This is a genomic window from Mycolicibacterium aurum (genome assembly GCF_900637195.1).
Lineage (GTDB): Bacteria > Actinomycetota > Actinomycetes > Mycobacteriales > Mycobacteriaceae > Mycobacterium > Mycobacterium aurum.
On sequence record NZ_LR134356.1, the window covers coordinates 4,209,042 to 4,227,305 of the forward strand.

General features: G+C 65.2%; 17 protein-coding genes and 1 pseudogene. 11 read left to right on the forward strand and 7 right to left on the reverse strand.

Features of this window, described 5'->3' with window-relative positions; genetic code table 11:
- Positions 1-4 precede the first annotated feature (4 nt).
- The 6 genes and pseudogenes from EL337_RS19660 to EL337_RS19685 all read right to left on the reverse strand — a co-directional run bounded on the left by EL337_RS19660 (position 5) and on the right by EL337_RS19685 (position 6,935).
- Positions 5-1,153, reverse strand: coding sequence for an acyl-CoA dehydrogenase family protein (locus EL337_RS19660; protein ID WP_048631941.1), 1,149 nt, complete (start codon positions 1,151-1,153; stop codon positions 5-7).
- A gap of 13 nt (positions 1,154-1,166) precedes the next feature.
- Positions 1,167-2,312, reverse strand: a complete 1,146-nt coding sequence (locus EL337_RS19665; RefSeq protein ID WP_048631940.1) for a thiolase family protein — start codon at positions 2,310-2,312, stop codon at positions 1,167-1,169.
- 5 nt (positions 2,313-2,317) lie between these two features.
- The gene (locus EL337_RS19670; RefSeq protein ID WP_197724129.1) at positions 2,318-3,103 is read right to left on the reverse strand and encodes an enoyl-CoA hydratase/isomerase family protein; all 786 of its coding nucleotides are present in this window, start codon (positions 3,101-3,103) and stop codon (positions 2,318-2,320) included.
- Between the two features lies 1 nt (position 3,104).
- Complete coding sequence (locus tag EL337_RS19675) at positions 3,105-4,286, reverse strand: CaiB/BaiF CoA transferase family protein (RefSeq protein ID WP_048632136.1); 1,182 nt, start codon at positions 4,284-4,286, stop codon at positions 3,105-3,107.
- A 121-nt stretch (positions 4,287-4,407) separates the two neighbouring features.
- A complete protein-coding gene (locus tag EL337_RS19680; protein WP_048632135.1) occupies positions 4,408-5,586 on the reverse strand; it encodes an acyl-CoA dehydrogenase family protein in 1,179 nt (392 codons plus the stop codon).
- Between the two features lie 54 nt (positions 5,587-5,640).
- Positions 5,641-6,935, reverse strand: a pseudogene (locus EL337_RS19685) (amidohydrolase family protein).
- A 279-nt stretch (positions 6,936-7,214) separates the two neighbouring features.
- Between EL337_RS19685 and EL337_RS19690 the strand changes: the two are divergent.
- From EL337_RS19690 to EL337_RS19720, 7 genes are read left to right on the forward strand one after another with little or no spacing between them, the layout of a single operon-like run.
- Positions 7,215-7,757 (forward strand): carboxymuconolactone decarboxylase family protein, encoded by a 543-nt coding sequence (locus EL337_RS19690; protein WP_048634436.1) that lies wholly within the window; start codon positions 7,215-7,217, stop codon positions 7,755-7,757.
- A gap of 4 nt (positions 7,758-7,761) precedes the next feature.
- Positions 7,762-9,102: an aromatic ring-hydroxylating oxygenase subunit alpha gene (locus EL337_RS19695; RefSeq protein WP_048634435.1), complete on the forward strand. Its 1,341-nt coding sequence runs from the start codon at positions 7,762-7,764 to the stop codon at positions 9,100-9,102.
- On the forward strand, positions 9,095-9,424 hold the full coding sequence (locus EL337_RS19700; RefSeq protein WP_048634434.1) for a hypothetical protein: 330 nt from the start codon (positions 9,095-9,097) through the stop codon (positions 9,422-9,424). The genes EL337_RS19695 and EL337_RS19700 overlap by 8 nt, the downstream gene beginning before the upstream one ends.
- Before the next feature lie 5 nt (positions 9,425-9,429).
- The gene (locus EL337_RS19705) at positions 9,430-10,653 is read left to right on the forward strand and encodes a metal-dependent hydrolase family protein (RefSeq protein ID WP_048634451.1); all 1,224 of its coding nucleotides are present in this window, start codon (positions 9,430-9,432) and stop codon (positions 10,651-10,653) included.
- Complete coding sequence (locus EL337_RS19710) at positions 10,640-11,095, forward strand: nuclear transport factor 2 family protein (protein WP_048634433.1); 456 nt, start codon at positions 10,640-10,642, stop codon at positions 11,093-11,095. The genes EL337_RS19705 and EL337_RS19710 overlap by 14 nt, the downstream gene beginning before the upstream one ends.
- Positions 11,092-12,213, forward strand: coding sequence for an acyl-CoA dehydrogenase family protein (locus EL337_RS19715; RefSeq protein WP_048634432.1), 1,122 nt, complete (start codon positions 11,092-11,094; stop codon positions 12,211-12,213). The genes EL337_RS19710 and EL337_RS19715 overlap by 4 nt, the downstream gene beginning before the upstream one ends.
- 14 nt (positions 12,214-12,227) lie before the next feature.
- Entirely contained in the window at positions 12,228-13,019 is a 792-nt protein-coding gene (locus EL337_RS19720) for an acyl-CoA dehydrogenase family protein (RefSeq protein ID WP_048634450.1), read from the forward strand.
- Positions 13,020-13,176: 157 nt separating this feature from the next.
- Here the strand turns inward: EL337_RS19720 and EL337_RS19725 are convergent, their stop codons facing one another.
- A complete protein-coding gene (locus EL337_RS19725) occupies positions 13,177-13,959 on the reverse strand; it encodes an enoyl-CoA hydratase (protein ID WP_048634431.1) in 783 nt (260 codons plus the stop codon).
- Between the two features lie 148 nt (positions 13,960-14,107).
- Here EL337_RS19725 and EL337_RS19730 point away from each other — a divergent pair, with 148 nt between their 5' ends.
- From EL337_RS19730 to EL337_RS19745, 4 genes are all read left to right on the forward strand, one after another.
- Complete coding sequence (locus tag EL337_RS19730; RefSeq protein ID WP_083443221.1) at positions 14,108-14,827, forward strand: TetR/AcrR family transcriptional regulator; 720 nt, start codon at positions 14,108-14,110, stop codon at positions 14,825-14,827.
- 255 nt (positions 14,828-15,082) lie between these two features.
- Complete coding sequence (locus EL337_RS19735) at positions 15,083-16,294, forward strand: cytochrome P450 (RefSeq protein WP_048634429.1); 1,212 nt, start codon at positions 15,083-15,085, stop codon at positions 16,292-16,294.
- Between the two features lie 46 nt (positions 16,295-16,340).
- Positions 16,341-17,177, forward strand: coding sequence for a mycofactocin-coupled SDR family oxidoreductase (locus EL337_RS19740; protein ID WP_048634428.1), 837 nt, complete (start codon positions 16,341-16,343; stop codon positions 17,175-17,177).
- Entirely contained in the window at positions 17,178-18,251 is a 1,074-nt protein-coding gene (locus tag EL337_RS19745; RefSeq protein WP_048634427.1) for a phosphotransferase, read from the forward strand.
- Positions 18,252-18,264 lie beyond the last annotated feature (13 nt).

The window sequence follows — 18,264 nt, forward strand, 5'->3', positions numbered from 1 at the left end:
ACCCTTATAGGCCAAGCGACTTGGCGATCATCACCTTCATGACCTCACTGGTACCCGCGTAGATGCGGGCCACCCGGGCATCGGTGTACAGCCGGGCGATCGGATACTCCATCATGTAGCCGTAGCCGCCGAACAACTGCAGGCAGCGGTCCACCACCCGCTGCTGCATCTCGGTGCAGAACAGTTTGGTCCTGGCCGCGTCGGCGCCGGAGAGCTCACCCTCGACGTGGAGCGAGACGGCGCGGTCGAGCATCGCCTGAGCGGCTTCGACCTCGGTCGAGCAGGCCGCGAGCTCGAACTTGGTGTTCTGGAACGACGCGACCGGCGCGCCGAATGCCTTGCGGCTCAACGTGTAGTCGATCGCCGCGTGGATCGCCGAACGCGCCTGGGCCACCGACCCCACCGCAACCGTCAGCCGCTCCTGGGCGAGATTGTGGCCGAGGTAGCCGAACGCCTCGTCCACCTCGCCGAGCACGTTGGCCGCGGGTACCCGGACGTCGACGAACGACAGCTCGGCGGTGTCCTGGACCTTGCAGCCCATCTTCTCCAGCTCGCGGCCGCGGCTGAAGCCCTCCATACCGTCCTCGACCACCAGCAGGGTCAGTCCCTTGCGCCGGTTGTCCGGGTCGGTGGAGGTGCGGGCCACGACGATGACGAGATCGGCCTGCATGCCGCCGGTGATGAAGGTCTTGGCGCCGTTGACGATGTAGTCATCCCCGTCGCGGACGGCTGTGGTGCGCATCCCCGCGAGATCCGAACCGGTGCCGGGCTCGGTCATCGCGATCGCCGTGAGGAGCTTTCCGGAAGCGAGCCCGGGGAACCAGCGGTTGCGCTGCTCGGCGTTCGCATAGTGCAGGAAGTACGGCAGGATCACCTCGAGCTGAGTGCGCACGGTCGACAGCGTGACCAGTGCACGCGCCGCCTCTTCCTGCAGCACCACGTTGAAGCGGTAGTCCGACTGGCCGCCGCCACCGTACTCTTCGGGGATCGCCACACCCAGGATCCCGAGCTCCCCCATCTGCTCGAAGACCTCGCGCGGCATCCGGCCGCCCTTCTCCCACTCCGGGTAGTGCGGCACCACTTCCTGGTCGACGAAGTCGCGGGCGAGCTCCCGGAACGCCTCATGGTCTTCGGTGAACAGATCCCTGCGCACGTATGTCTCCTGACTACTTCACGAGTTCGACGAGGGTCGCGTTGGCGGTGCCGCCACCTTCACACATGGTCTGCAGCCCATAGCGAATCCCGTTGTCGCGCATGTGGTTGATCATCCTTGTCATCAGTACCGCGCCCGAGGCACCGAGTGGATGGCCGAGCGCGATGGCCCCGCCGAGGGGGTTCAGCTTGGCCTCGTCGGCGCCCGTGTCGGCCAGCCACGCCAGCGGGACGGGGGCGAACGCTTCGTTGACCTCGTACACGCCGACCTCGTCGAGTGATACTCCCGCTTTGTGCAGCACCTTCTCGGTGGCCGGAATCGGGCCCGTCAGCATGAGTTTGGGATCTGCACCGGTGACCGCCCCGGCGCGGTAGCGCACCAGCGGGGTCAGGCCGAGGTTCACGGCGTTCTCCATCGTGGTGACGAGCAGGGCGGCGGCACCGTCGGAGATCTGCGACGAGTTCCCGGCGTGGATGACACCGTCCTCGGTGAACGCGGGCTTGAGCCCGGCCAGCTTCTCCACGGTGCTGCCGCGCCGGATGCCCTCGTCATCGGTGACCACGCCGCTCTCGGTGAATACCGGCACGATCTGGTCCTTGAACGCCCCCGCATCCTGCGCGGCCGCGGCCCGTTCGTGCGACTGCGCCGAATACTCGTCGAGCCGGGTGCGGGAAAAGCCCCACTGCTGCGCGATCATCTCCGCCGAGATCCCCTGGTTGAAGGAGAAGTCGTCGTAGCGGGCAAGGACTTTCGGGCCGTACGGCATGCCTGTGGAGCGGGCGGACCCGAGCGGGACCCGGCTCATCACCTCCACTCCCCCGGCCACCACCACGTCCTGCTGGCCGGACATCACCGCCTGCACGGCGAAGTCGAGCGCCTGCTGACTCGATCCGCAGGCCCGGTTCACCGTGGTGCCGGGGATGTGCTCGGGCCAGCCCGCGGCCAGCACTGCGTAGCGACCGATGTTGCTGGACTGGTCCCCCACCTGGGAGACGCAGCCCCACACGACGTCGTCGACGATCTCGGGATCCACCCCGGTGCGCTCGGCGAGTTCGTTGAGGACGACCGCCGACAGATCGGCAGCGTGCTGCTCGGACAGGCCGCCGTTGCGCTTGCCGACGGGGGTGCGCACAGCGCCGACGATGACGGTTTCCCGCATTACCTCTACTCCTCAGGTCGTTCGTACAGAGTCCACGCGCCGGTGAACTCCGGATCACGTTTCGCGGCGAACGCGGCGTAGGCCTCGCCGGAGTCCGCCGTCGCGAAGTTGCCGGGTTGCGCCCTGGCTTCGTTGGCCAGCGCTTCGCGCAGTGTCGAATTGGCGCCGTCGTTGAGCAGCGCCTTGCTCTGCGCCAACGCGAACGGCGGTCCCGCGGCCAGACGGTCGGCGAGACCGTCGACGAACGCGTCGATCTCGTCGGCCGCCTTCACCCACGTGACCAGGCCGAGCGTGTGCGCCTCGTCCGCGCCGACCATGTCGGCCAGCAGCACGAGGCGTTTGGCCTGCTGCAGGCCGACAATCTTGGGCAGCAACCACGAGCCCCCCAGATCGACGGACAAGCCCCGCTTGGAGAAGATCTGGCAGAACCGCGACTCCGGAGTGGCGACGACGAGATCGCAACCCAGCGCCAGGTTCCACCCCGCGCCCACGGCGATGCCGCTGACCTTGGCGATGGTCGGCACAGCCAGTTCGTGCAGCGCCAGCGCGACGTCGGTGAGGCGGTCCAGCTTGTAGCGCGGATGGATCTGTTCACCGGTGCCGATGTCGGCGCCGGAGCAGAACGCCCCGCCCGCGCCCGTCAGGACCAGCACGCGCACGCCGCGGTCCCGTTTGACGAGGCGAAGCGCGTCGGCGAGTTCCACCCACAGCCGCGCGTCCAGGGCGTTGCGGCGCTCGGGACGGTTGAGGGTCAACGTACGCACTCCGGCGCGGTCCTCCGACAGCAGCACCTCAGGCACGGTAAGCCGGTCCGATCGCACCCTCGGCCCGCAGTGAGGCCAATTCCTCTGCCGTGAGGCCGAATTCGGTGAGCACCGCGTCCGTGTGCTCCCCCAGACCTGGGACGGCATTCATCGGCTGCTCGAAATCGCTGATCACCGGTGGTGGCCGCAGCGCCTGGATGTCGCCCTTGGGGGTGCCGACGGTTCGCCACCGGTCCCGGGCCGTGAGCTGCGGATGGACGACGACCTCGCTGGGCCGGTTGTAGCGCGAGTTTCCGATCCCCGCGGCGTCGGCCTTCGTCTGGATGTCGGCGAGGTCGTATCGGGCACACCAGCTTCCGATGGCGCCCTCGAGGATCTCGCGGTGTTCGCAGCGGCTCTGGTTGGTCGCGAACCGGGCATCCTCGGCGAGATCGGGACGGTCGATGATGTCGCGAGCGACCCGCTGCCACTCCCGGTCGTTGGTGGTGCCCAGGACCACGGTCTGCCCGTCGCGCGTCGGGAACGCGCCGTAGGGCGCCACGGCGGGCGACCCCACGCCGAGCGGCTCCTGGTCGATTCCGGAATGCTGGGTGTAGGTGAGCGCGTAGCCCATGACGTCGGTCATCACGTCGAACAGGCTCAGTTCCACCGACGGTGCGGGGGTGTGCCCGGATTGCCGGGTGCGGCCATACAGCAGCGCGAGGATCGAGATCGCGGCGTACAGGCCGGTGGAGAAGTCCGCCATCGCAGGTCCGGGTTTGGCGGGCATACCCGGATATCCGGTGATCGCACACGAGCCCGACTCCGCCTGCACGAGAAGGTCATAGGCGCGTTTGTGGGAAATCGGGCCGCCGGGTCCGTATCCGTCGATCTCGACGGGGATGACGTCGGGATGGCGCACGACCAGGTCGGCGGCCGAGACGCCCAGGCGTGCCGTCGCGCCGGGGGCGAGATTGGAGACGAACACCTCGGCGCGGTCGAGCAGCCGGTGCAACAGATCCATACCGGCAGGCGACTTGGTGTTCAGGGTCACCGATTCCTTGCCGCGGTTGCACCACACGAAATGCGCCGCGAGCCCGCCGGGGCCATTGACGACGTCGTCGTAGGCACGGGCGAAGTCACCTCCGTCGGGGTTCTCCACCTTGATGATTCGTGCGCCGAAATCGGCGAGTATCCGGGTACACATCGGAGCGGCGACGGCCTGCTCCATCGCGACGACGGTGACGCCCGCCAGCGGCGCGGCGCTCGGGTCTGGTCGTGTCACGTGTTCAGATAACCATGCCGCCGTCGACCGGTAGTACCTGACCGGTGATGTGCGAGCCGGTGCCCACCTAGTAGCTCCTCGGCAACCCGAGCACGTGCTCGCCGAGGAAGTTCAGGATCATCTCCTGACTCACCGGGGCGATCTTCATCAGTCGCGACTCCCGGAAGTATCGCGACACGTGGTACTCCTCGGAGTAACCCATGCCGCCGTGCAACTGCAGCGCCCGGTCGGCGGCGCCGAAACCGGCATCGGCACACAGGTACTTCGCTGTATTGGCCTCGCGCCCACAGGGTTTGCCATTGTCATACAGCCAGGTGGCTTTGCGCAGAACCAACTCGGCGGCGTCGAGCCGGGCCAGCGAGTCGGCGAGTGGGAACTGCAGACCCTGGTTCATACCGATCGGCCGATCGAAGACGCGCCGCTCGTTGCCGTACTTGACCGCTTTCTCCAGCGCAACCCGGCCGATGCCGAGCGCCTCGGCGGCGATCAGCATCCGTTCAGGGTTCAAGCCGTCGAGGATGTACTTGAAGCCCATCCCCTCCTCACCGACACGATCCTCGATGGGCACGATCAGATCGTCGATGAACAGCTCGTTGGAGCTGACCGCGTTGCGGCCCATCTTCTTGATAGGGCGGATGTCGACGTGGGCACGGTCGAGGTCGGTGAGAAACAGCGTCATACCGTCGGTCTTCTTGGCGCCGCGCTGTGCCAAGGCCTCCGGAGTTTCGGTTCGAGTCAGCAGCAGGATCTTTTCGGATTCGAGCGCCTTCGAGATCCATACCTTGCGGCCGTTGACCCGATACGAGTCACCCTCGCGCTTGGCGAAGGTGGTGATGCGCGAGGTATCCAGTCCTGCACCGGGTTCGGTGACCCCGAAACAGACGTGCAGGTCACCGTCGACGATCCGCGGCAACGTCGCGGCCTTGAGCTCGTCGGACCCGTGCTTGACCACGGGCTGCATCCCGAAGATCGAGAGGTGGATTGCACTGGCCCCGTTCATCGCGGCTCCGGAGCGCGAGATCTCCTCGAGCAGCAGGGTCGCCTCGGTGATGCCGAGACCGTGGCCGCCGTACTCCTCCGGAATGGTCATACCGAGCCAACCGCCCGTGGCGATGGCGTCGTAGAACTCCGTGGGGAACTCGTGCCCGAGATCCTTCTCCATCCAGTACTGGTCGTCGAACCTGCGTGCAAGCTCAGCCACGGACTTGCGGATCAGCTCCTGATCCTCGGTCAGTTCGAAACTCATGCCGCCCGGCATAGCCGTCACTCCTTGTCTCCCGCGTCCGGCGATAGTGGTTGTTCAGTCCTTGTTGCCGGTCAGTTCTTTCGCATTGGCCGCGAAATCGGCGAAGTTGGCACCACCGTGCTCGTGCTTACTCAGCGCCTGGATCGAGACGTCGTGTCCCTCGGCGGCTTTGCGTAACGCCCCGACGGTGGCCTGCTCTTTGGGGATGTGGGTGAACGGGTCCCAGTTGTACCAGCGCATGGCGTTCTCGAACGTCATCTTGTTGATCTCGGCGTCGGGAACGGCGTTGCTGGTGAAGACCTCCTCGAGCTGCTCGGGAGCACCCGGCCACATCGAATCACTGTGCGGATAGTCAGCCTCCCAGCAGATGTTGTCCACCCCGATCTGATGCCGCGTGGCCACCCCTACCGGATCGGCGATGAAGCAGGTCAGGAAGTGCTCACGAAACACTCCGAGGGCAGCTTGCCCCCGAAGTCCTGCCCGGTCCACGTCGAATGCATCTCATAGGTGCGATCAACCCGCTCCAGGAAATACGGAATCCAGCCCGTCCCGCCCTCAGACAGCGCGATCTTGAGGCCGGGATACTCCTTGATCGGCCGCGACCACAACAGATCCGCCGCCGCCTGCACGATGTTCATCGGCTGCAACGTGATCATCACATCCATCGGCGCATCCGGGGCGGTGATCGCCAACCGGCCCGAGGACCCGATATGCACATTGAGCACGGTGTCGGTGTCCACCAGCGCATCCCACATCGGCTTCCAATACTCGAAATCATGAAAACTCGGATAACCCATCGCCGAGGGATTCTCCGAAAACGTCAACGAATGCACCCCACGGGCGGCGTTACGGCGGATCTCCGCCGCACACGCCACGGGATCCCAGATCACCGGCAACGTCATCGGAATGAACCGCGCCGGATACGCCCCACACCACTGCTCGACATGCCAGTCGTTGTAGGCCTGCACCAACGCCAGCGAGAACTCGGCATCCTCAGTCGCGAACAACCGCCCCGCGAAACCGGGAAACGACGGAAAACACATCGAGCCCAAAATGCCACCGGCATTCATGTCCTTGACCCGCTCATCGACCTTCCAACACCCAGGCCGGATCTCATCCAGCCCCTGCGGCTCCAGCCCGTACTCCTCCTTCGGCCGGCCCGCCACCGCATTCAACGCCACATTCGGAATCACCACATCCCGGAACTGCCAGGTATCCGACCCATCCGGGTTATGCACCAACCGCGGCGCCTCATCCAGATACTTCCTCGGCAGATGGTTCTTGAACATATCGGGCGGCTCCACGATGTGATCATCAACGCTGATCAAAATCATGTCGTCTTTTGACATTCCGGCGGCCATGACGACCACTTCCTCTCGTTCGCACGCCCTATCCGGCGGACCTGCGGTGTGCGGCCTGATGTTCTCCTGCCAAGAAAACTAGCTTCTCCGTCTGTGAGAATCAACGTCATCAACACACATCAAGGCTGGCAGCAGCGGCGATGATGTCCGATCGGCAAGCTTGCCGACCAGCGGTTCCAGCCTGTTCCGTTGACGACGGCGGGCAAAGGTGGAAATCTATTGGTCAAATATGAGAACCTGATTCTCATGAGCGAGAGGAGCCGGACAGTGCGAGTCGCGCCACTGCCCGCAGACCAGTGGGACGACGCTGTCGACAACGCCTTGTCGGGGCTCATGCCGGCCGAGCGTCGCAACCCGCAAGCCGCAGGCAATCTGGTGGCGACGCTCGTCCGGCACCCGAAACTCACGCGCGCGTTCCTGCGCTTCAACTTCCACCTCCTCTTCGGCTCGACGCTGACCGACCGGCTCCGCGAGCTCGCCGTGCTGCGCGTCGCCCTGCTGGCCAAGTGCGAATACGAGTGGGAGCACCACGTCGGCATGGGTCGTGACGCCGGGCTGTCCGACGACGACATCGGCGGCATCGAACGTGGTGAGGCAACGGACGAACTCGACCGCGCCGTCCTGTCGGCCGTCGACGAGCTGCATCGCGATGACGTTGTGTCCGATGCGACGTGGACGGCGCTCTCCGCCCACCTCAAAGAGCAACAGCTGATGGACCTGATCTTCACCATCGGCTGCTACAGCGCATTGGCCATGGCCATCAACAGCTTTGGCGTAGAACCCGACTCCAACCTGGACCCAGAGAGGTAGACACGTGGCATTTTTCGCAAAGCCGGAGGTCGGCAGCTGGACCGAGAACTGGCCAGAACTCGGCACCGCCCCGGTCAACTACGAAGACTCGATCGACCCGGAGCACTTCAAGCTTGAGCAGCAGGCGATCTTCCGCAAGACCTGGCTCAAGGTCGGCCGCGTAGAGCAGCTGCCGAAGAAGGGCAGCTACTTCACCCGCGAAATGCCGTCGGCAGGACCGGGCACGTCGGTGATCATCGTCAAGGACACCGATAACGAGGTCAGGGCGTTCTACAACCTCTGCCGGCACCGCGGCAACAAACTGGTCTGGAACGACTACCCCGGCGAAGAGGTCTCGGGCAGCTGCCGCCAGTTCGTGTGCAAGTACCACGCATGGCGCTACAGCCTCAAGGGCGACCTGACCTTCGTGCAGCAGGAAGGCGAATTCTTCGACCTCGAAAAGTCGCAGTACGGACTGGTTCCGGTGCGCTGCGAGGTCTGGGAAGGCTTCATCTTCATCAACTTCGACAACGAGGCCGCGCCACTGCGGGAGTACCTGGGCGACTTCGCAAAAGGCCTGGAAGGCTACCCCTTCCACGAGATGACCGAGCACTACAGCTACCGCGCAGAGATCAACGCGAACTGGAAGCTGTTCATCGACGCGTTCACCGAGTTCTACCACGCGCCGATCCTGCACATGAAGCAGGCCGAGAAGGAGGAGGCCGAGAAGCTCGCCAAGTTCGGCTTCGAGGCCCTGGCCTATGACATCAAGGGTGACCACTCGATGGTGTCGTCCTGGGGCGGGATGTCGCCGCCGAAGGACCTCAACATGGTCAAGCCGATCGAGCGGATCCTGCACAGTGGTCTCTTCGGACCGTGGGACCGGCCTGACATCAAGGGCATTCTTCCGGAGGAGTTGCCACCCGCCATCAACCCGGGCCGCCATAAGTCCTGGGGCACAGACTCCTTCGAGTTCTTCCCCAACTTCACACTGCTGTTCTGGGCGCCGGGCTGGTACCTCACCTACAACTACTGGCCGACCGCGGTGGACAAGCACATCTTCGAGGCCGACCTCTATTTCGTTCCCCCGAAGAACCTCCGCGAGCGGCTCTCCCAGGAACTCGCCGCGGTGACGTTCAAGGAGTACGCGTTCCAGGACGCGAACACCCTGGAGGCCACCCAGACGCAGATCGGCACCCGGGTCGTCACCGACTTCCCGCTGTGCGATCAGGAAATCCTGCTGCGCCATCTGCACATGACTGCCCATCAGTACGTCGATCGGTACAAGGCACAGATGAGCAACGGCTCGTCCAACGGAAAGCACGCCGCAGGCGTCGACACGCAGAAGGATGCAGTGAATGTCTAAGCTCCCCGAGGAATTCGCCGACCTGGAGCGGTTCGCCGACTGGTGCCTGCCGACCGAGGAGGAGCGCTACGCCAAACGCCTGGCCTCGTCCATGGACGAGATGCAGGCGCTCTACGACGCAGGCATGGCTCGACTCGAAGACATCATGGTCTATGTCGACGCGCGCTTCCCTCTCAAGGGAATGCCCGACGATGCCAAAGCTCTGGTACATCTGGGACAGTCGATCGTCATGGTCAGCTTCCCCATCGAGGTGTGGAAGCAACCGCGGGTGCTCGACAGCGGCGCGGCCTACATTCAACTCATCAAGGAGCCGGTGGTCTAGGAGTGTTGTCAGCCCTCAAAGCAGCGGGTTACGTCGACGTCGACGCCGGGGAGATCATCCGCCCGGGCATCGTCATCGTCGAGGACGGCCGGATCGTCAGCGTCGGCGGCGAGATTCCTGACGGCGCCGAGGTCATCGATCTGGGCGACTCGATCCTGCTGCCCGGACTGATGGACATGGAGGTCAACCTCCTGATGGGCGGGCGGGGTGAGAACCCGGGCCTGTCACAGGTTCAGGACGATCCGGCGACCAGGGTGTTGCGGTCGGTGGGCAACGCGCGCCGCACGTTGCGCGCCGGGTTCACCACGGTGCGCAACCTCGGGTTGTTCGTCAAGACGGGCGGCTACCTGCTGGATGTCGCACTGAGCAAGGCGATCGACGCCGGCTGGGTCGACGGTCCGAGGGTGATCCCGGCCGGACATGCGATCACGCCGACGGGCGGGCACCTCGACCCGACGATGTTCGCCGCGTTCATGCCCGGAGCCCTCGAGCTCACCGTCGAGGAGGGTATCGCCAACGGCGTCGACGAGGTCCGCAAGGCGGTGCGCTACCAGATCAAGCACGGCGCCCAGCTGATCAAGGTCTGCGTATCGGGTGGCGTCATGTCCCTCACCGGAGAGGCTGGCGCGCAACACTATTCGGACGAAGAACTGCGGGCGATCGTCGACGAGGCGCATCGGCGTGGGCTTCGGGTGGCGGCGCACACCCACGGCGCCGAGGCGGTCAAGCACGCCGTCGCGTGCGGGATCGACTGCATCGAGCACGGCTTCCTGATGGATGACGAAGCCATCCAGATGCTGGTCAGCCATGACCGCTTCCTGGTCACCACACGCCGGCTGGCCGAGGCAATGGATGTATCCAAGGCGCCGAAAGTCCTGCAGGACAAGGCGGCCGAGATGTTCCCGAAGGCCAAGACGTCGATCAAGGCGGCCTATGAGGCCGGGGTGAAGATCGCCGTCGGCACCGACGCGCCCGCCATCCCGCATGGCAAGAACGCCGACGAACTCGTCACCCTCGTCGACTGGGGCATGCCGCCTGCCGCAGTACTTCGCGCCGCGACGGTGGTCGCTGCCGAGCTGATCAGGTGGCCCGACCTCGGCCGCATCGCCGAGGGCTACCTGGCGGACATCATCGCGGTGCCCGGCGATCCACTTGCCGACATTACCGTTACACGGCAGGTTAACTTTGTAATGAAAGACGGTAAGGTCTTCAAGAATGACACCATCTGATGATCGGCCTTCGGCCTCGGCCAGGACCGACGACCTGGTCGAGATCCAGCAGCTGCTCGCCAAGTACGCCGTGACCATCACCCAGGGTGACGTCGACGGGCTCGTGGAGGTCTTCACCCCCGACGGCACCTACAGCGCATTCGGCGACACCTACACGTTGAACCGTTTCCCGGTTCTCGTCGATGCCGCACCCAAGGGTCTGTTCATGACCGGCACCGCGCTGGTCGATCTCGTCGACGGCGCCGATACGGCAACCGGCACACAGCCGCTGTGTTTCATCGAGCACTCTCAGCACGACATGCGGATCGGGTACTACAAGGACACTTACCTGCGCACCGACGACGGCTGGCGGCTGAAAACCCGCGCGATGACCTTCATCCGGCGCAACGGTGACCATGACTCCGGACGCCCGCACGCGATCGGCAGGCCCGAAGCAGGATGACCGACCTCTTCGACCCCGCCGCATTCCGCGCTGCGCTCACAACCTGGCTCGACGACAACGACCTGACCCCGCCGGACGATCATTCTCTGCAGGGGCACATGCAGCAGTTCGCCCGCGTGCAGCGCGCGCTCTACGACGCCGGCTGGAGCCGCTACGGCTGGCCCGAGAAAGCCGGCGGCCTCGGCGGCCCGGCGATCCTACGCGCGATCGTCGGCGAGGAGGTGGTGGGCCGACGGCTCGCCGAGCCCGGCCCGTACTCGATGCTCGAAGTGCTGGCGCCCACCATGATCGACTACGCGCCCGCCGAGCTGGCCGCCGAGATGGTGCCGAAGCTGCTCAGCGGCGAAGAACAGTGGTGCCAGGGGTTTTCCGAGCCCGGGTCGGGCAGTGACCTGGCCTCGATCACCACCCGCGCCACACAGACGGGTGACACCTGGGTCATCAACGGCCAGAAGGTGTGGACCAGCTTCGCCCAGTACTCGCACCGGTGCATCCTGCTGACCCGTACCGGCGGTCCGGACACACCCAATCACGAGGCGATCACCGCGTTCTTCGTCGACCTCGACACCCCGGGTGTCACGGTGCGCCCGCTGCGCACGATGCACGGCGTGGACGAGTTCTGCGAGGTGTACTTCGACGACGTCCAGGTGGGCGGGGACCGGATGCTCGGCAAGCCCGGCGACGGCTGGCGCCTGGCGATGGACCTACTCCCCTACGAGCGCTCCACGTGCTTCTGGCAGCGCATCGCGTACCTGTACTCGCGGCTGGACACGCTCGTCAAGGACGCCAAGAGCATCGGCCAGGCCGCCGATTCGGACATCGGTGACGTCTATCTGGCGCTGCACACGTTGCGCTGCCGGTCGCGTGCCACGCAGCACCGGCTGGCCGACGGCGAGAAACTTGGCGCGGACACGTCGATCGACAAGGTCCTGCTCGCCGGCGCGGAACAACGCCTGTACGACGCCGTGCGCGATCTGCTTCCGGGCGCCATCGAGCTCGACGACACCGAATGGCGCACCGAGTATCTGTATTCGCGCGCGGCCACCATCTACGGAGGAACCGCCGAAGTGCAGCGCAACATCATCGCCCGCCGTCTGCTGGACCTCGGGAAGGAGTGACTGTGGCCGCCCACATGGACGACGAATCACTCGTGATGCTCGAAGCCTCGCTACGCAAGACCATGCTGTCGACATCCGGCGCGGAGCTGGACGCGGCGCTGGCCGAACTCGGCTGGGCTGACATGCTGTCCGACGCTCCGGAGGTGTCGATACCGCTGGTTTTCCGACTCTTGGGCGAAACCGGTTCGCACGCCTCGATTCTCAATGACATCGTGGTCATCCAGACTGTCGGCAGAGAGCTTGGGCAGATACCAGAACTGCCCTATGCCGGCAACGGCTGGGTGGTGTGGGATTACTCGAACGACGAGAATTCGACACTCGGCGGGCTGCCGCTGCGCCGCGTCGACGAGGGCGATCCGGTGCGGCTCGTCGATGCCCGCCGCGCCGTGGCCTGGTGGCTGATCGGGGCATCGCGGGCAATGCTGGCGCTGGCCCGCCGGCACGCGCTGGACCGGGTGCAGTTCGGTCGGCCCATCGCGGGCTTCCAGGCGGTACGGCACCGGCTGGCCGAAGCACTGGTGGCCATCGAGGGCGCCGAGGCCACCCTGGAGTTGCCGGGCGAGGACAACCCAGATCTGACAGCGCTGCTGGCCAAGGCAGCTGCAGGAAAGGCGGCACTGACGACGGCCAAGCACTGCCAGCAGGTGCTCGGCGGAATCGGCTTCACCGCCGAGCACGAGTTACAGCACCATGTGAAGCGGGTCCTCGTACTGGACGGGTTGCTCGGCAGCTCAAGGGAACTCACCCGCAGAGCCGGAGCAGGTCTGCGAGCTCGCGGCTCGACCCCGAGGCTCGCCCACCTGTAAGTCCACGTAGCCCGGCGAGCGCGCGTGTCTGCCCGGCGACATGCCGGTGAAGCGCGTGCACATGCGCTACGTCGCCGACGGTGAGCGCACGCAAACTGCCAGGGCGGCTCGGCGTGTCGAGGTACAGACACGCGCGCTCGCGGGGCAAGGCGACCAGCTACTTGATGTTGGCCTTCATCTGTTCGAGGTTCACCAGCACCGGCCACCCACCGACGCTGAGCGCGTTGCCGTGGCCGGTCTGGTGCACGTCGAAGACCGACTGAATGGCGGCGTAGAAGCCCTGCACGTCGAGCGTCTGGTTGACCGCCCGCTTGGCCTGGCGCAGCGCGAACGGCGGCATCGTGGCGATGTGTTCGGCCAGCGCCCTGGTCTCGGCGTCGAGTTGGTCGCGGGGAACCACACGGTTCACCATTCCGGTGCCTGCGGCCTCCTCGGCCGTCATCGCCCTACCGGTGAACAGGATCTCTTTCGCCTTGCGCGGCCCCATTTCCCAGGTGTGGCCGTGGTATTCGACGCCGCCGATGCCCATCAGCACCACGGGATCGGAGAACTGCGCGTCGTCGGCGGCGATGATCAGGTCACAGGGCCAGCACAGCAGCAACCCTCCGGAGATGCATCGGCCCTGGACCGCCGCGATGGACGGTTTCGGGATGTTGCGCCAGCGCAGCGTGTATTCCAGATAGCGCTTGGCTTCGTGCTGGATGATGAATTCGAGCGTGATCTTGTCCGGAACCGGGCCGCCGCCTCTGAGATCGTGACCGGCCGAGAAGTGTTTTCCGTTGGCTCGCAGCACGATCACCGCTACGTCGGCGTCCTCGGCGGCCCTGGTCCACGCTGCGTCGAGTTCGTCGAGCAGCTCCGGGTTCTGGGCGTTGGCCGCCTCGGGCCGGTTGAGGGTGATCGTCGCGATCTTGTCGGTCACGTCATAGTCGATGTACACGAAAGCGATGTCCTCACGGCTCGGGGTCGGCCACAGCAGATCGACGCAATATCTGGGCCTTCTGTTATCACCAGAATGAGAATACTATTCTCGTGATGAGGAAGTTACAATCTCTGACACGTGCACCGAGAGGGGGTCGAGGGCCGCTATGCCAAGGCGTTCTCCGGTACAGTCAGTTCATGTTCTCCCCAATCGGGCGGCGGTAGAGACGCCGGTGACGAGCCCCAGCGAGGAACCTGCCTGGAAGCAGCGCGCAGTCGAGAGGTCGATCAAGACCGCCAAACTCCGGGCCGCTCAGCGCGTCCAGCGCTTCCTCGATGCCGCGCAAGCCATCATCATCGAAAAGGGCAGCACCGACTTCACCGTGCAAGAGGTCGTGGACCGTTCACGCCAGTCACTGCGGAGCTTCTACCTGCAGTTTGACGGCAAGCACGAACTGCTGCTGGCGCTGTTCGAGGACGCGCTGAGCCGTTCGGCAGAGCAGATCCGCGCGGCCACGTCCGGGCAGGAAGAGCCGCTGGAGCGCCTCAAGGTCGCCGTTCAACTGCTGTTCGAATCGTCGCGCCCCGACCCGGCGGCCAAGCGGCCCCTGTTCACCGATTTCGCACCGCGCCTTCTGGTGTCGCATCCCTCCGAGGTCAAGGTCGCGCACGCTCCCTTGCTGGCCCTGCTGGCCGAGTTGATGGAAGAGGCCAGCGCCGCCGGACAGCTCCGGCCGGGCATCAATCCGAAGCGGATGGCGGCGATGACGATGCAGACCGTCATGTTCGTGGCCCAGTCCAGCGGAGACGCCGGCGACGGCGTCCCGAACCCGATCACGGCCGACGAGGTCTGGGACTTCTGCGCCCACGGCATCGCCGCGGTTTGACTCGGAGAACTACCCTCTCTTTTCCAGGAACAATATTCGCGCGCGTGACACTTCGCGCGCGGTTTGTCATGCTCAACCCTTGACGTTGAGCACCTTTTGAGAGGACAGTTCTTCTCAGAAGAGAGCATTACTCGCTCTAAGCGAGTCGATGATTGACACTCGCGGGCCGTCGATGCCAAAGTTGTGAGACAAAATGCAGCCCGCTGTCTTACGAAGCACTGTCTTACATATCACTGATCCAGCGAGAGGGACGCCGTGACGGTCAGCGCCGACAACTCCGATGTGCAGAACGCAGCCGCAGTCGACGAGTTGTACTACGACACCCAGAGCGTCGCCTTGAACATGAACCCGTTCGCGGTGTTCGCCCGCCTCCGCGAAGAGGCACCCCTCTACTACAACGCCAAGCACGACTTCTATGCGTTGAGCCGCTACGACGATGTCAACAAGGCCGTCATCGACCACCAGACCTTCATCTCCGGGCGTGGGGCGTTGCTCGAGATCATCAAGTCCGGCATGGAGATTCCGCCCGGCACGTTGATCTTCGAAGACCCGCCGATCCACAACATCCATCGCAACCTGTTGTCGCGAGTGTTCACCCCCCGCAAGGTACTGGCCCTCGAGCCGCGGATCCGCGAATTCACCGCCCGCTGCCTGGATCCTCTGATCGGAACCGACCGGTTCGATTTCGTGCACGACCTCGGCGCACAGATGCCGATGCGGGTCATCGGCATGCTGCTGGGCATCCCCGAGGAAGATCAGCGACGCGTCACCGACCACGGTGAGGCCACCCTGCAGAATGACTCGGTCGATCTGATGGCCACCGGCGAGGTGTTCGCCGAGTTCATCGACTACCGGACCGAGCATCCATCAGACGACATCATGACCGATCTGCTCAATGCCGAGTTCGAGGACGAGACCGGTACCCGGCGACAACTCCGCCGCGAAGAGCTGTTGATGTATCTGACGGTGATCGCCACAGCGGGCAGCGAAACCACGACGCGACTGATCGGTTGGGCTGGAAAGACTCTCGCCGATTACCCGGATCAGCGTGCGGAACTCGTCGCCGATCCCGGCTTGATACCGCAGGCGATCGAGGAGATCCTGCGCTGGGAGCCGCCCGCGCTGCAGATCGCCCGCTACGTGACCCGCGACGTGGAGTACTACGGGCAGACGGTACCGGCGGGATCGGCGATGCTCATGCTCGTCGGGTCCGCGAACCGGGACCACCGGCGCTTCCCGCCCAACGGCGACGTCTTCGACATCCACCGTGAGCTGCGCTCGCACATGACCTTCGGGGCCGGAACTCACTTCTGCATGGGTAACGCACTCGCGCGCATGGAGGGCAAGATCGCACTCGAGGAGATTCTCAAGAGATTCCCGACGTGGGATGTCGACTGGCCCAACGCGATCCCGTCCCAGACCACCGCCGTCCGCGGCTGGGAATCCATGCCGACGTTCGTTTCCTGACACGCAAACCCGAACACCCAACCACGACGACAGAGGACTGACAGACATGGCAGGACGTGTAGAAGGCAAGGTCGCTTTCATCACCGGTGCGGCACGCGGACAGGGCCGCGCCCACGCGGTGCGCATGGCCCAAGAGGGCGCCGACATCATCGCCGTCGACATCTGTAAGCAGATCGACAGCGTGCAGATTCCGCTGTCCACGCCGGAGGACCTGGCCGAAACCGCGGATCTGGTCAAGAACGCCGGCGCGCGCGTCTACACAGCCGAGGTCGACACCCGCGACTTCGACGCGCTCAAGGCCGCCGTCGACGCCGGCGTCGAAGAGTTCGGCCGGCTCGACATCATCGTGGCCAATGCCGGGATCGGCAACGGTGGCCAGACGCTGGACAAGACCAGCGAGGGCGACTGGACCGACATGATCGACGTCAACCTCGGTGGGGTGTGGAAGACCGTCAAAGCCGGTGTGCCGCACATCCTCGCCGGCGAGCGAGGCGGATCGATCATCCTGACCAGCTCGGTGGGCGGCCTCAAGGCCTACCCGCACACCGGTCACTACGTCGCGGCCAAACACGGTGTGGTGGGGCTGATGCGCACGTTTGCCGTCGAGCTGGGCGCGAAGAACATCCGGGTCAACTCGGTGCACCCGACGAACGTGAACACGCCGCTGTTCATGAACGAGGGCACCATGAAGCTGTTCCGGCCCGATCTGGAGAACCCGGGCCCCGACGACATGAAGGTCGTCGGCGAGTTCATGCACACGCTGCCCATCGGCTGGGTGGAGCCCGAGGACATCGCCAACGCGGTGCTGTTCCTCGCCTCCGACGAGGCGCGTTTCATCACCGGCGTCACACTGCCGGTCGACGGCGGCAGCTGCCTCAAGTAGATGACGGCGGCGCACCTGTCGATTCCGCAGGGCTGGGACGACATCACCCCGGGCTGGATGACGGCGGCTCTGTCGCAACACTTTCCGGGCGTCGAAGTCGACGAGGTCCGGGTTGCGCTACGCGATGACGGGACCAATCGCCGGGCACGCCTCGCGCTGGGCTACTCGGCGGGTTCAGGCCCGGCGACGGTGTTCGCCAAAGCTGTGGACCCCGACCATGCCGACCTTGTCGAGCTGACCAGCGGGCTGTACCACGAGCCGAGGCTGTTCGCCTCGGAAGTGCCACTGCCACTGGACCACCCGACGGTGTACATCGCGATCGTCGACGAGGGCAGACGCGATTTCCTGATGGTCATGGAAGACGTGGTGGCCCGCGGGGCCGACCCGCGGGACTCCACCCGTCCGATGACCGTCGACCAGGTCGCGGCGGGGGTGCGGGGTCTGGCCAGGCTGCACAGCGAGTACTGGGGTGTGCGGCTGACCCGGCACACAGGCCTGGAGTGGGTGGAGCCGTTCGTCGCGTTCGACGGGCTGGAGTACGCACCGCTGCACATCGCCCACGAACGACTCGGGGACACCGTGCCCGCCGAGATCATCGCCTTGAGCGGGACCGAGCTCTTCGTCGACATCTGGGCCCGCTACATCGGCTCGCTCACGACATCGGTCGCGACGCTGCTACACGGTGACGCGCACATCGGCAACACCTATGTTCTGCCCGGCGGTGACGTCGGCTTCCTCGACTGGCAGATGCTGCGCCGGGGCAACTTCTCGCTGGACCTCGGTTACTTCCTCCAGGGTGCGCTGACCATCGAGGACCGTCGCGCTGCCGATCGCGAACTCGTTGCCGAGTACCGGCACGCACTGCGACTGCCCGGCGACGAGATACCGAGCGAAGAGGAGGTCTGGTTGCGGTATCGGGCCTCGGCAGCTCACGGTCTCGCGATCTGGATGGCGACGCTGTCCGGCGGTGACGCCTGGCAGCGCGCCGACATCTGCCTGGCGTTCGCCCAGCGATACGCGGCAGCGTTCACCGACCTCGACACCGCCGGAGCGTTGAACACCATCTGCGACTGACCCATTCGGTGAA